9 protein-coding genes and 1 pseudogene are annotated in these 13,386 nt (G+C 63.2%); 8 read left to right on the top strand and 2 right to left on the bottom strand.

Features of this window, described 5'->3' with window-relative positions; all coding sequences use genetic code 11:
- Window positions 1–29 precede the first annotated feature (29 nt).
- The 3 genes from QXK92_RS06220 (at window position 30) to QXK92_RS34065 (ending at window position 7,341) form a co-directional block, all read left to right on the top strand.
- Window positions 30–5,984, top strand: a complete 5,955-nt coding sequence (locus QXK92_RS06220; protein ID WP_306240790.1) for a DUF6531 domain-containing protein — start codon at window positions 30–32, stop codon at window positions 5,982–5,984.
- A complete protein-coding gene (locus tag QXK92_RS06215; protein WP_306240789.1) occupies window positions 5,981–6,238 on the top strand; it encodes a hypothetical protein in 258 nt (85 codons plus the stop codon). Before QXK92_RS06220 ends, QXK92_RS06215 begins: the two co-directional genes overlap by 4 nt.
- Before the next feature lie 638 nt (window positions 6,239–6,876).
- Window positions 6,877–7,341 (top strand): hypothetical protein, encoded by a 465-nt coding sequence (locus tag QXK92_RS34065; RefSeq protein WP_371934496.1) that lies wholly within the window; start codon window positions 6,877–6,879, stop codon window positions 7,339–7,341.
- Between the two features lie 92 nt (window positions 7,342–7,433).
- Here QXK92_RS34065 and QXK92_RS06210 read toward each other — a convergent pair whose 3' ends face one another.
- The gene (locus tag QXK92_RS06210) at window positions 7,434–8,159 is read right to left on the bottom strand and encodes an ATP-binding protein (RefSeq protein ID WP_240263800.1); all 726 of its coding nucleotides are present in this window, start codon (window positions 8,157–8,159) and stop codon (window positions 7,434–7,436) included.
- Window positions 8,160–8,206: 47 nt separating this feature from the next.
- Entirely contained in the window at window positions 8,207–9,724 is a 1,518-nt protein-coding gene (gene istA, locus QXK92_RS06205; protein ID WP_306240788.1) for an IS21 family transposase, read from the bottom strand.
- Window positions 9,725–9,958: 234 nt separating this feature from the next.
- Between istA and QXK92_RS06200 the strand changes: the two genes are divergently transcribed.
- The 5 genes and pseudogenes from QXK92_RS06200 to QXK92_RS06180 all read left to right on the top strand — a co-directional run bounded on the left by QXK92_RS06200 (window position 9,959) and on the right by QXK92_RS06180 (window position 13,203).
- Window positions 9,959–10,228 (top strand): hypothetical protein, encoded by a 270-nt coding sequence (locus tag QXK92_RS06200; RefSeq protein ID WP_306240787.1) that lies wholly within the window; start codon window positions 9,959–9,961, stop codon window positions 10,226–10,228.
- A gap of 147 nt (window positions 10,229–10,375) precedes the next feature.
- On the top strand, window positions 10,376–11,611 hold the full coding sequence (locus QXK92_RS06195) for an IS256 family transposase (protein ID WP_306239809.1): 1,236 nt from the start codon (window positions 10,376–10,378) through the stop codon (window positions 11,609–11,611).
- 29 nt (window positions 11,612–11,640) lie between these two features.
- A pseudogene (locus QXK92_RS06190) lies at window positions 11,641–11,775 on the top strand (hypothetical protein); the annotation flags it as partial.
- Window positions 11,776–11,838: 63 nt separating this feature from the next.
- Window positions 11,839–12,732 (top strand): RHS repeat-associated core domain-containing protein, encoded by an 894-nt coding sequence (locus tag QXK92_RS06185; RefSeq protein WP_306244228.1) that lies wholly within the window; start codon window positions 11,839–11,841, stop codon window positions 12,730–12,732.
- Window positions 12,733–12,744: 12 nt separating this feature from the next.
- Entirely contained in the window at window positions 12,745–13,203 is a 459-nt protein-coding gene (locus tag QXK92_RS06180) for a hypothetical protein (protein WP_306240786.1), read from the top strand.
- Window positions 13,204–13,386: the final 183 nt, after the last annotated feature.

Raw genomic sequence — 13,386 nt, 5'->3', positions numbered from 1 at the left:
GTTGCTGACGCCGCGAAGGGAGGTGATCGGTGGCGCCGCTGGAGGTGAACCCGGGTGAGTTGTCGGCCGTCGGGGACAAGCTGTCCGGCGACGCCGGCGCGCTGGCCGCCGCGCTATCGGCCCTGACCGGCGGCTTTTCGCGGGTGAATTCGGGTCACGATGGAGCCGGGGTCAAGTTCGGGACGCAGTACCTCAACTCCGGTACGAAGGTGCTCGCCGCCGGAGCTGCGGCGATCAGCGCGTGTCAGCGGATGGGCTACGGCGTCAAGATGTCGGCGTACAACTATGCGCTGAGCAACGCGATGTCCGTGCCGGGTGGAGGCCAGCCGTCACTGCCGATTCCTCCGTGTCCTGCCCCAGCGCAGGCACCCGCAATGCCGAGTCCGTTCGGTCCGGGCATCGCGGCTCCGGCGTTGTGGGCGGTGGTGGAGGCTTTCGTCGGGGACCTGTGGCCGGACGGCGATCCAGCTTCGATGCGGGCGGCGGCCCGGGCCTGGACCTCCTACGCCGACGCATTGAGCCACACCTCCGCAGATGTGGGCGGCAGGAAGGCTCTTTTCGCTGCTCAGCAGCTGCCCGAGGCCGACCTCATGTCCTCGGCCATTGACGATCTCGGCCACAAGGTAGGCGCCGTTGCGGACCAGTGTCGCAAGGTCGCGGACTCGCTGACGGCGTTTGCCGACAAGGTCGAGGCCACCCAGAACGCGATTCGGGACCTACTCAACCGGTTGAACCCGATGAGCGGGGGCCTGGTCGGTCTGGCGGTATCCCTTTTCCAGGACGGCGATCCACTGGCGACCGTCAAAGCGATAGCCAACGACATCAAAGTGGTGCTGAGCCACATGAAAGATGAAGCGGACGCCGCTGCGTGGGCGTTTCAGCAGGTCATGAGCGGTGTCGACGGGGTCACCGACGACCTGGAGCGGTGGGTCAGCAAAGAGTTCCCCGTGGTAGCACCGGTGGTCAACGGCTACATCGACATCGAGAACGGCGTGATCCACAGCGTCGCCGGGGCGGTGCAGGGCATTGAGGCGCTGGACCCGAGTCGCTTCCTCTATGACTTCAGTGGCGCGCTGGACAGCTGGAAAGGCATGTCGGACACGTTGGGTATGGCCGTCCCGCCAATCCTCGCCTCCCAGCTGGCTACCAACCCGCAGGGTGTGCTGGATCGGGTTAAAGCGTTGATCGACTACAACGACTGGAATTCCGATCACCCGTTGCGTGGCTTGGGCCACAACGTTGGTGATATCGCGCAGTTCTTCATCCCGGGCGTGGGTGAGGCCAAGCCCGCGGTGACCGCTGCCGAGACCTCAGCGCGCGCCGGGGAAGCCGGAGTGGGGTTGGAGTCGAAGTTGGGAGCGACCACCCACGACGGTGTCGGTCTGCTTGGGCGCGCCGGAGAGGTTGGCGGAGACATCGGTTCGCGGGCCGGCCAGGTCGCTCACGACCTGGATCAGATGAAAGCTCCGATCATCGAGCCGCCCAAGCCCCCGCCCGGCCCGGAACCGCCGTCGCGGAGCGCGTTGCCGGCCGAGCATCCGGACGGGCCCGCGCCGCCGTCGCAGCCTGGGATACCGGCCGCGGAGGTCAAGCCGACGGCGGCGGAGCCGGCGCCGCATCCGCCGGTTGAGCGCCCTGCTGAACCGAGCCCGGTACCGCGGGCGGAGCCGGCGCCCGCCGAGCCGGTGCATCCGGTGGCGTCGGAGGTACCACGGAGCGAACCGCCGGCGCAGGTTCACGCACCGGCCCAGCCTCATGAGGCGCCGCTGAGCGAGCGTCCCGCCGCGCATGTCCCCGTCGAGCCGGTGGAGTCACCGCGCACCGAGGCGATCCCGCGCACTGCCGAGCCGGCGCCATCCGAACTGGTGAAACCACCCCATGACGAGCCTCCGGTGGCCTCGGATCCCGTGGTGACGCCGCATTCCGAGTCGGCGCCGGGCGCGCATCCGCCCGAGCATGCACCGATCCCGCCTGTCCAGGTGCACCCGGTCGAGCCGTCGGGAGTGCCGGTTCGTCCGCCCGATCCCGCGCCTCACGCCCTATCCGATGTGCCAACCAAGCCGGGCGCGGCAGCTGGGGGAGCAGCGCATACGGCGGGTCAGGCGGCCGAAGCCGCCAAGGCTGCACCGGTGGCGCCGAGCGACGCTGCGGGCGCCCGCAGTGCGCCCTCGCATGTCAAGAGTCCGCTGACCGACGGCGGTGCGCATGGCCCGACCGACACCCCGGTCGGCGTCGGGGACAGAACTGCACTCGCGGGTGAGAGAGCGCCGGCTGCTGCGGGCCCACACGAGGGGCGACCGGGGGACCCGCACCTTCCCGACAACGAACACGATCCGCTGACGCAGGCCGAGCGGGATCGTGACATCGCCGACGATGCCCGGGAGCCGGGCAGTTCCAACCAACCGTCTGATCGCTGCGCGAACGGTGAGCCGGTGGACATGGCGACCGGCGAGTACTTCCTGCCGATGACCGATATCGAATTGCCCGGGGTCCTGCCACTGGTATTGCGGCGCCAGCACCGGTCGCAGTATCGCCGCGGCATCTGGTTCGGGCCGTCGTGGACCTCGACGTTCGATGCGCGGGTGGTGGTCAGCGACGACGGCGTCACCACGGTCGACGCCGACGGAACGATGCTGGCATTCGCCCATCCGAGCATCGATGCGCCACAGCAACCGAGACACGGCCGGAACTGGTTGTTGTTCAGGACAACTGGCGGTGGATACCGGTTGTTCAGCCAGGACACCGAACACAGTTATCACTTCGAACCCAAGCTTGGGCTCAACGGAACCGATCTGGGCGTCGGAGTGCTGTTGATCTCGGCGATCACCGACCGTCACCAGAACCGAATCCTGTTCGATTACACCGACAACGGCATACCGAGGGCTGTCACGCATTCGGGCGGCTACCGCATCGACGTGCATTCGGACGGCGCCCGGATAACCGGCTACGACCTGGCCGGTCCCGTCGACGGCGCAGGTGTTGCGATCCGCCGCTTCGGTTACGCCGGCGGTGATCTGGCTACGGTCACCGACGGATGCGGTGCGACAACAACTTTCGTCTATGACGGTGACCATCAGATGACCGCCTGGACGGATTCGGTGGGCTCGCACTACGACAACGTCTACGACGCCGAAGGACGGATCGCCAGCCAGCAGGGCACCGACGGGGTGTGGGCCGGTACCTTCGATTTCCTGTCCACCGCCGACGGGCTGGTGTCGACCTTCACCGACGCCTACGGCGCACAGACGGCGTACGAGTTCGACGCCGACCTACGGCCCCGGCGGGTGATGGATCCCGACGGACGGCTCACCACAACGGAATTCAACCGATGGCGTGATCCGCTGGTGGTAACCGACCCGTCCGGTGCGGTGACACGCTATGAGTACACCGAGCACGGTGACATCGCTACGATCACCGATGCGCTCGGCGCGGTGACACGCTACGAATACGCCAGTCCGCGTCACCCCAATCGGATTCTGCGCGAAGGCCACTCACCGGTGCTGTTGACCTACGACGCCTTCGGGAACGTGGTGGAGGCGACATCCCAGGGAGCGAGTAAGCGGTTCGAGTACAACCGGACCGGCGCTGTTGTTGCGACGGTCGACGAAGAAGGGCGACGCACCGACATCGTCGTCAACGCCGCCGGGTTACCCACGAGGCTCACCGACGCGGACGGCAACACGACGGTCATCCAATACGACGGGTTCGGTCGGGCGGTGTCAGCGACCGACCCGCGCGGATACCGCACCGCTGTCACCAGGGATGCCGAAGGTCGTGTGCTGCAGCGCGTTGCCGGCGACGGAACCGTTCGTTCCTGGACATACGACGGCGAGGGTAACTGCGTCGCGCAGACCGATGAGTTGGGCGCCACTACCAGGTTCGAGTACGGCTTCTACGACAAGGTGACCGCCCAGATTGCGCCAGACGGTGCGCGCACCGAATACCGATACGACCGCGCGCGTCGACTCATCGAGGTCGTCAATCCCGACGGATTGATTTGGCGCTACACGTATTACGCCGACGGTCGCCTGCAGTCGGAGACCGACTTCAATGGCGCGACCACGACGTACCGTTACGACGACGCGGGCCGTCTGGCCGAGAAAACCAACGCCGCGGGCCAGTCGATCAGCTACTCCTACGATGCGCTTGGTAGGCCGGTCGAGGAAATCACCGGTGCGGCAGCCGGTTTCGGTGAGTCCGGGGATTTTGCCGGTGAGGTCACCCGGTATCGGTATGGGGTGGGTGGGGAGTTGTTGGGGGCGGCCAACGTCCACGGTGCCGGAACGTACTCGTTTGATGTGGGTTCGCGGGTGCGGGTGGGGGTGTGGGATGAGCAGTTGGTGACGGCGTCGTTTAACGCTGCGGGTCAGTTGGTGGGTGTGGGTAGTCCCAGTGGTGTGCGCACGGAGTACGGCTATGACAGCCGTGGTGTGCTCAGTGGTCTTCGGGTGGCGGGGCGGGTCGTTGATGTGGGCAGTGATGCGGCGGGGCGGATTACTCGTATGGAGGTCGGCCGCACCAGTGTTGAGCGTGAGTTTGATCCGGTGGGGCGGTTGTCGGCGCAGTCGTGGATCGCGTCGGCTGAGGGGCGGCTGTTCTTGGGGGCTGGTTCGGCGCCGGTTGGTCGTGTGTTGACTGGGTCGTCGTTTGGTTATCGGCCTGATGGGGCGTTGAGTGTGCGCGTTGTCGATCAGGTGCAGATGCGGTACGGGTTGGATGCGGTGGGCCGGGTGGATGCGGTGGCGGTGGGTGGTGTGGTGGCCGAGCGGTTCGGTTATGACGCCAGTGACAACATTCGCACTGCGGTGGTGGCGGGGTCTTCTGGTGGTGCTGGGCGTTGGGAGTATCGCGGCACGCTGTTGGTTGATGATGGGCGTTCGCGGTACAGCTATGACCGGGCGGGGCGGTTGGTGCGGACGGTGAGCCGGCGGTTGAGCCGCACGGCGCAGGTGTGGCATTACCGGTGGGATGCCTATGACCGGTTGCGTAGTGTCACGACTCCGGATGGTCAGACCTGGACGTATGGGTATGACCCGGCGAGTCGGCGGACCCGTAAGACCAACGGGAGCACCGGGGAGTCGGTGGTGTTTGCGTGGCTGGGCGATCAGCTTGTGGAGCAGACTGCGACCGGCGGGGTGGGTGGCGTCACGACTACGTGGTGTTATTTGCCGGGGGCGGTGACGCCGTTGGCGCAGGTTCATACGGCTGTTGAGTCAAGTGTGGATGTGCCGTTGCGTCTGGGCGGTGCGCCGGTTGCGGCGGGGGTTGGTTCTGGTGGTGGCGTGTGGTCGCAACCGGAGGTGGATCGTGCGTTTTATGCGTTGGTGACCGATCATCTGGGCACGCCGACGCACCTGGTGGATCCGGATGCGGCGACGGTGGCTGGGCGGGCCAGTGGTGGGCTGTGGGGGCAGACGAGTTGGGCGGGGGAGGTGTCCACGCCGCTGCGGTTCCCCGGGCAATATTTTGATGCCGAGACCGGGTGGCATTACAACCGGCATCGGTACTACCAGCCGGCGACTGGGCGGTACTGCACTGCTGATCCTTTGGGGTTGGCTCCGGCGCCGAATCCCTATGGCTATCCGCGGAATCCGACCGTCGAGACGGATCCGTTGGGGTTGATGCCGTGTCCGACAGGTGAGACCGGCAGCGTCCCTACTTCTGGGTTCATCAATCCCCACCATGTAAGGTTCACCCAGGACTCAATTGGCTCTAAATTCAGTAACGGCGCCAGTGTCCAAGAATTCATCGGTATGTTAGAAAGTGGCCGCCTCCATCCTACCGATGTGCCTCCGATCAGGATTGTTGAATATAACGAAAAGATCTACAGCTTTGATAATCGGAGGCTGTGGGCATATCAACAGGCAGGCGTAATGGAGATACCGTTTAAGCGAGTCCCCATTGAAGACAACCTGGTCGAATGGGGTCGCAAGTTCGGTACAAAAAATGATGGAGTGTCTGTGAGAGTGAGAGGGAGGCCATGACAAGTATCGATGATATGGCATTGAAGGTCATCGACCGATCAAGTTTAGCACAATTCATAGAACAATTGGCTTACGATTTTCTCGATGATCAAGAGTCGTGGGAAAATAGAGACATCTTTTCGTTCCTAGATGCTCTGTCGGCCTGGCTCGGATCCGTGGAACAATTGTACATAAATACAGGCCGCGAGTTATCGCAACAAGCAACGTGGTCGTTTTTTGCTGAAATGATGCTAGCGGCCAAGATTTACGAATAAAAGGAAATAGAAATTATCTTCGAGCGTCAGCGGCGCACGGTGGATGAGGCCTGGTCCAAGAGAGGAACACCTGTGCCGGGGAGATCCAGATAGTTTTGAAGTCAATTTGGAGCGTAGCAACCGATGGCGAGACCGAAGTGCGAATCGTTATAGAAGAAGGAACAAATTAAATTATAACTGCTTACCCGGTACATATGCGATGAATAGTTCCATTATCTGCCCAACTTGCGAACAAGGTGAAGTTTTGCAGATGCGGGTAATCGACACGGGCGAGGAACTCCGGGTCTGTGACGAATGCGAGGCGGTATGGCCGGCAGGGGCACCTCTTGCTGTCCCGGGTTTCGAGCAGTTAGCGGACTTTCTAGAGGATCGCGGAATTCCGCCTTTGTGGTCGTCACTGGAATTCGTTGAGATCCAAAATTAGCTTGTTTCTTTACTGTTCGGCCATTGAGAAGAACTTGTCGGAGGCGAAGGCGTACAGCAGGTGGAGGTTTACCGGCGGACGCAGGGGACTGATCCACCATCGCGCCGGCGCTGAGGGCGCTCGCACCACTGCTAAGACTGAGCTGCGTGATTGGTGCGAATGGTAAGCCGAGTCCGGGGATTTTGCCGGTGAGGTCACCCGGTATCGGTATGGGGTGGGTGGGGAGTTGTTGGGGGCGGCCAACGTCCACGGTGCCGGAACGTACTCGTTTGATGTGGGTTCGCGGGTGCGGGTGGGGGTGTGGGATGAGCAGTTGGTGACGGCGTCGTTTAACGCTGCGGGGCAGTTGGTGGGTGTGGGTAGTCCCAGTGGTGTGCGCACGGAGTACGGCTATGACAGCCGTGGTGTGCTCAGTGGTCTTCGGGTGGCGGGGCGGGTCGTTGATGTGGGCAGTGATGCGGCGGGGCGGATTACTCGTATGGAGGTCGGCCGCACCAGTGTTGAGTGTGAGTTTGATCCGGTGGGGCGGTTGTCGGCGCAGTCGTGGATCGCGTCGGCTGAGGGGCGGCTGTTTTTGGGGGCTGGTTCGGCGCCGGTTGGTCGTGTGTTGACTGGGTCGTCGTTTGGTTATCGGCCTGATTGTCAATGGACAGCTGAAACTGCCCGTGGGCGGACATGAGAACTGCCCGTAGGTGGCCAATAAGAACTGCCCAGTGGCGGACACGAATCTGCCCATTAGGGTGTGTCCGCCACCGGTGGTTGAGGCCGTTGTCAGCTCAAGGGTTTGACTCCCTTCCCGTGCAGGGCTTGGGCCAGCCGCACGGAGTCTCCGCTGGTCTGGCACAGGTGCGCGTGATGCAGCAGCCGGTCCACGGTGGCAGTCGCCAACGTCTTGGGCATCAGCTCATCGAAACCACTGGGGTGCAGGTTCGATGAGATCGCCACCGAGCGCCGTTCATAGGCGGCCTCGACGATGCGGTAGAGCCCTTCAGCGGCATCGGCACCGACGGGCAACAGTCCAACGTCGTCAATCACCACGAGCTCGGCACGCACGATCTTGGCCACGGCCTTGCCCAACGAATCGTCAGCGCGGTGCGCCCGAACCAGGACCCCGATCTGCTCGAGGGTGAACCACGCCACCGGCATCCCGGCTTCGATGACCTTCTGCCCCAACGCTTCGAGGAAGAACGTCTTGCCGGTGCCAGCGGGCCCGCAGACCACCAGGTTCTCCCGACGACCCACCCACTCCAGGGTCTGTAGCGCCTGCTGGGTCGGTAACGGGATCGACGACGCATTGGGGTCCCACACGTCGAATGTCTTCCCGGTCGGGAAGCCGGCGGCTTTGCGGCGGGCGGCCAGCATGGACCGGGCCCGGCCGGCGGACTCCTCGGTCAGCAGCGCTTTGATCACCTCGGTGGGGTCCCAGCGTTGAGCTCGGGCAGTGGCCAGCACGTCGGCGGCGATCGCGCGGGCGTGCGGCAACCGCAGCCCACGCATCAGCGCTTCGACGTCGGCGGGTAGCGACGCGGTGGTCGTGGTGGTAGTCACGCGATGCCTGCCTCGTCAGCGTCGATAACGTTGCGGCCGAATAAGTTCCACCCACTGGTTCCTTGCGCCAGGGAGGTGTCTTCGTCGGCGCCGCGGCGAGTGGTGTCCATGCCCTTGCTGGCGAGGATGGAATCAAGGTCACCGGTGGCGAAGCGACCGTGCACGCCAGCATGCCCGAGCGCCCAGTCGACATCGGCGCGGCCGGTTAACGCCGACAGTTCCACCGCGTGGGCCATCTTCTGCAGGATCCGTTCGGTGCCGACGGCGGCGGCTTCTTTGAGCCACACCGCCGCACCCGGCCCCAGCGCCAGGAAGGTCTGCTCACTGACAGTGCGGGCCCGCACCCGGTAATCACCGGGCACCTTGTCCCGATGCTCAGGGAAGTGGTCATCGTTGATGGCGGGACTACCGGGGGCGGCGCGGCGATGCCGCGCCACCTCCACCGGGCCGCCGCCATCAAGAGCGCAGATCACCACCTCATCGGTGCCGTCGTGGTCACGGATCCACACTGTCTGGCCCAGAAGAGTTGCGGGCAGCGAGTATTGGCAGTGGTCGAAGGTGACCATCGGGGTGTTGTCGGGAACCCGGCGGGTCACCCCCAACGCGGCGGTGTGGGGCAGGTCAGGAACCGCGTGCAGGGCCGGGCGTTCCTGAATGAGCATCTCGGCCGGCCGGCGTCCCGTGATCCGGTGCGCGCGGGCGTTGATCTCGGTGGTGAAACCGGCGCATGCGGCTTCGACGTCGGCGAACGAGTCGTACTGCGGCAGGAGGTTGGTCTCAGTAGGCACGATGTCGGCTTTGGCGAGCTTCACCGCGTTCTCCACCCCACCCTTGGTGGCTGGGTCGGCGGGTTCACACGTCAGCACCGAAAGGCCGTAGTAGCGGCCGAAGGTGACCGCGGCCCGGTTGCGGACCGGAACTCCGGCGATGTGTCCAGTGGTGACGGTCTTCTCGTTGTCGGTGAGCAGGTAGGTCGGAGCACCACCGACGATGCGAAAGATGCGGTCCAGGCCGGCGAAGACACTGGGTGCGGTGCGGTCCCGCAAAGCCACCACGACGCGGTAGCGGCTCCACGCCAGCCACGCCACGAGCAGCACGATCTTGCGGCCGGCGACAAGGGGGCCGTCGGCGAAGTCGTACTGTAGCCACAGTCCTGGCTCGGTGATCCAGGGCCGGTGCACGCGTGTATTGCCAAGGCGCCATTGCGCTTTGATCTCCGCCAACGAACGGCGGGTGGTGCGGTCGGTGCCGGTGTAGCCCAACGCCACCAGCTTGTCGTGGGCTTTGTCGCCGCGGATCTTGCCCTTCGAATCAGCGACCCAGGTTTCCAGCAGGTCGCGCCAATCATCGATCATCCGGGCCCGCCGCGTGGCCGGGGGCAGCCCAGCGTTGCGATCCTCGACCGCTTTCTTCACGGTGTGGTGCGAGCACCCACACAGCTCGGCCGCGGCGCGGTAGGACCCGGTCAGGTCGTAGGCATTGAGTATTTCCATGAGTTCTCCGTCAGACTTCAAGTAGGTCTCTCCTGGGGTTGTCGGGTCGACTAGGCATCGACATCGAAACCGCAGGAGAGGCCGCCCCAGCGCAGACGCGCCGAACGACATCAAGTAGGTCTGGGCAGATTCATGGCCGCCTGCGGGCACTTTCGTATCCGCCGGTGGGCAGTTCTTATTGGCCGCGAACGGGCACTTTCATGTCCGCCAGTGGGCAGTTTTTCATGTCCGCCGACACCTGATGGGGCGTTGAGTGTGCGCGTTGTCGATCAGGTGCAGATGCGGTACGGGTTGGATGCGGTGGGCCGGGTGGATGCGGTGGCGGTGGGTGGTGTGGTGGCCGAGCGGTTCGGTTATGACGCCAGTGACAACATTCGCACTGCGGTGGTGGCGGGGTCTTCTGGTGGTGCTGGGCGTTGGGAGTATCGCGGCACGCTGTTGGTTGATGATGGGCGTTCGCGGTACAGCTATGACCGGGCGGGGCGGCTGGTGCGGACGGTGAGCCGGCGGTTGAGCCGCGGGTAAGTCCCCTGGTGTGGTGGGGTTTCGGAATCCGGTGTCGTCGGTGCCGGACCTATTGCTGGGTGTGTCGCTGACGCTGTTGGGGTGGGCCATCGCGTAGTGGTCAGTGGGTTACCTACCAAGTGACTCACGACAAGGACACACGACGCGATGACCCATGACCATTCTGCCTTGCTCGCCCAGCTTGATGCGCTGAAGTCGGCTGATGCCGGGGCGGTGTTCGCCGAGCTGATCCGGGCCGGGCTGCAGGCGCTGATCGAGGCTGAGGCTACCGCCGTGATCGGCGCCGGCCGCTACCAGCGCAGGGGCGAGCGCACGGTGCACCGCAACGGGCACCGACCCAAGACGGTGTCGACCACCTCGGGTGATATCGAGGTGCAGATCCCCAAGCTGCGGGCCGGGTCGTTCTTCCCCTCGCTGCTGGAGCGGCGTCGCCGCATCGACAAAGCGTTGCACGCGGTGATCATGGAGGCCTACGTCCACGGCGTGTCCACCCGCAGCGTGGACGACCTGGTGGCCGCGATGGGCGTCGAAACCGGGATCTCCAAGTCCGAGGTGTCGCGGATCTGCGCCGGCCTCGATAAGGAGATCGAGGCGTTCCGTACCCGCAGCTTGGCCCACACCGAGTTCCCGTACGTGTTCTGCGATGCCACCTTCTGCAAGGTCCGCATCGGAGCGCACGTGGTCTCTCAGGCCCTGGTGGTGGCTACCGGGGTGTCCATCGACGGCACCCGCGAGGTGCTGGGCACCGCGGTCGGTGACAGTGAGTCCTACGAGTTCTGGCGCGAGTTCCTGGCGTCGCTGAAAGCCCGTGGCCTGACCGGGGTGCATCTAGTCATCTCCGACGCCCACGCTGGGCTCAAAGCCGCTGTGGCACAACAGTTCACCAATTCTTCGTGGCAGCGGTGCCGGGTGCATTTCATGCGCAACCTGCACACCGCGGTCTCGGCCAAACACGCCCCGGCGGTGACTGCGGCGGTCAAGACGATCTTCGCTCACACCGACCCCATCGAGGTCGCTGATCAATGGGATCGCGTCACCGACACCCTGGCCTCCAGCTTCCCGAAGGTGGCCGCCATGATGGGTGAGGCGAAGACCGACGTACTGGCGTTCACCGCGTTCCCCACGGCGCACTGGCAGAAGATCTGGTCGAACAATCCGATCGAACGGCTCAACAAGGAGATCAAGCGCCGCGCCGACGTCGTGGAAATCTTCCCCAACCCGGCGGCGTTCCTGCGTCTGGCGACCGCAGTAGTCATCGAAGCTCACGACGAGTGGCAGGTCACCCGCCGCTACCTCTCCGATGTCTCCATGGATGAACTACGGAAGGTCCTCGCCGCCAAACACGCCGCTGCAGCGCTTGCCAAACAACACCAAATCGCCTAGCGTTCAACATGACTCGCTGATCGCAACGCGTGAACCACGCCAGATCCGAAGTCCACCACTCCCTGGGACGCTATCTGAGCCGCACGGCGCAGGTGTGGCATTACCGGTGGGATGCCTATGACCGGTTACGCAGTGTCACGACTCCGGATGGTCAGACCTGGACCTATGGGTACGACCCGGCGAGTCGGCGGACCCGTAAGACCAACGGGAGCACCGGGGAGTCGGTGGTGTTTGCGTGGCTCGGCGATCAGCTTGTGGAGCAGACTGCGACCGGCGGGGTGGGTGGCGCGACGACTACGTGGTGTTATCTGCCGGGGGCGGTGACGCCGTTGGCGCAGGTTCATACGGCTGTTGAGTCAAGTGTGGATGTGCCGTTGCGTCTGGGCGGTGCGCCGGTTGCGGCGGGGGTTGGCTGTGGTGGTGGCGTGTGGTCGCAACCGGAGGTCGATCGTGCGTTTTATGCGTTGGTGACCGATCATCTGGGTACGCCGACGCATCTGGTGGATCCGGATGCGGCGACGGTGGCTGGGCGGGCCAGTGGTGGGCTGTGGGGGCAGACGAGTTGGGCGGGGGAGGTGTCCACGCCGCTGCGGTTCCCCGGGCAATATTTTGATGCCGAGACCGGGTGGCATTACAACCGGCATCGGTACTACCAGCCGGCGACTGGGCGGTACTGCACTGCTGATCCTTTGGGGTTAGCTGCGGCGCCGAATCCCTATGGCTATCCGCGGAATCCGACCGTCGAGACGGATCCGTTGGGGCTGATGCCGTGCAGAGCAATTGCCTTGCAGAATGCGCTGCGGGACTGGGTGAACCGATCCTTCACCATTGGCAATATTCGATTAATTCTGGACCAGCGCGATCTCGAACATATCCTCACTCGTCATCATCTGGAATACTGGGATGGATCTGTTAAAAGGACCCAAACTTTCTTTGCGGGAAGTCCAACGACAGATGAACTTGCGAGTATCGTAGCGGATGTACTACGCGAGAATCGTGCCGCTGTTATTGAGCATGGATCGATTAATAGATATCAAATCAATGGTTTGGTCGATGGCACGCAATATACAGTCGGAATAGGTGAAGGACACATTCGGCAGTTGTTCCCGTTGGAGCAGTAAGGATTATGGCATATGATCTCGATTACATCTTATCTCTGCGATCACCATGGTAAAGAGTTTCGTGAAATCTGTAACGACAGCGACTATATGGTGCAAAATGATCGTTATATTGACGGTGCAATCGAACTCGTCATCGACGGAATAGCAGTGGTTGATAGGACCATGTGGGATACTATCGATGACCTCTGGGCTTATATCACTAACATGATCGACGATCTGCGCAAATCCGGCCGAGCGCAAACATTGTTTCCAGATCAGCCGATAAAGTTGTCCTTTGAAAGAACCCGCAACAACCAAGTTCGTGTGACGTCCTATGTCGGCGACGTCGTTACTACGGCAGTCGCGGGCGAAGCAGAATTGGTAAGCGCTCTGATAATAGCTGGGATCCAGTTTTTTAGCGCAATGATACGTATAAATCCGGCTAGCAGCCAATCCTATCAATACCAAGTTGAGAGGCTCCGGTCATATTGATGATGTGGAACTGCTTGTTCGGAGCGACCAATTAGAGATCACCGGCCATTAAGGGGAGGCCGTGACAAACATCGATGATATGGCGCTAAAAGTCGGCGATCAATCAAGCCTGGCCAATTTTATCGGTCAATTGGCAGTGGAGTTTCGCGATAATCAAGGGTGTGAGAGAATCGGGACCGCTAC

The sequence above is a fragment of the Mycobacterium sp. TY815 genome, from assembly GCF_030755135.1.
Taxonomy (GTDB): Bacteria; Actinomycetota; Actinomycetes; order Mycobacteriales; family Mycobacteriaceae; genus Mycobacterium.
Note: the sequence above shows the minus strand (reverse complement) of the source record. Positions and strands in the feature narration are given on the sequence as shown.

Excerpts from the sequence above, each read along its gene's own strand:
- QXK92_RS06215 (WP_306240789.1), top strand. The coding sequence starts at position 5,981 with ATGACAAGTATCGATGATATGGCATTGAAGGTCATCGACCGATCAAGT.
- QXK92_RS06210 (WP_240263800.1), bottom strand. The coding sequence starts at position 8,159 with ATGCGTGGGCTGCGGTTGCCGCACGCCCGCGCGATCGCCGCCGACGTG.
- QXK92_RS06195 (WP_306239809.1), top strand. The coding sequence starts at position 10,376 with ATGACCCATGACCATTCTGCCTTGCTCGCCCAGCTTGATGCGCTGAAG.
- QXK92_RS06180 (WP_306240786.1), top strand. The coding sequence starts at position 12,745 with ATGATCTCGATTACATCTTATCTCTGCGATCACCATGGTAAAGAGTTT.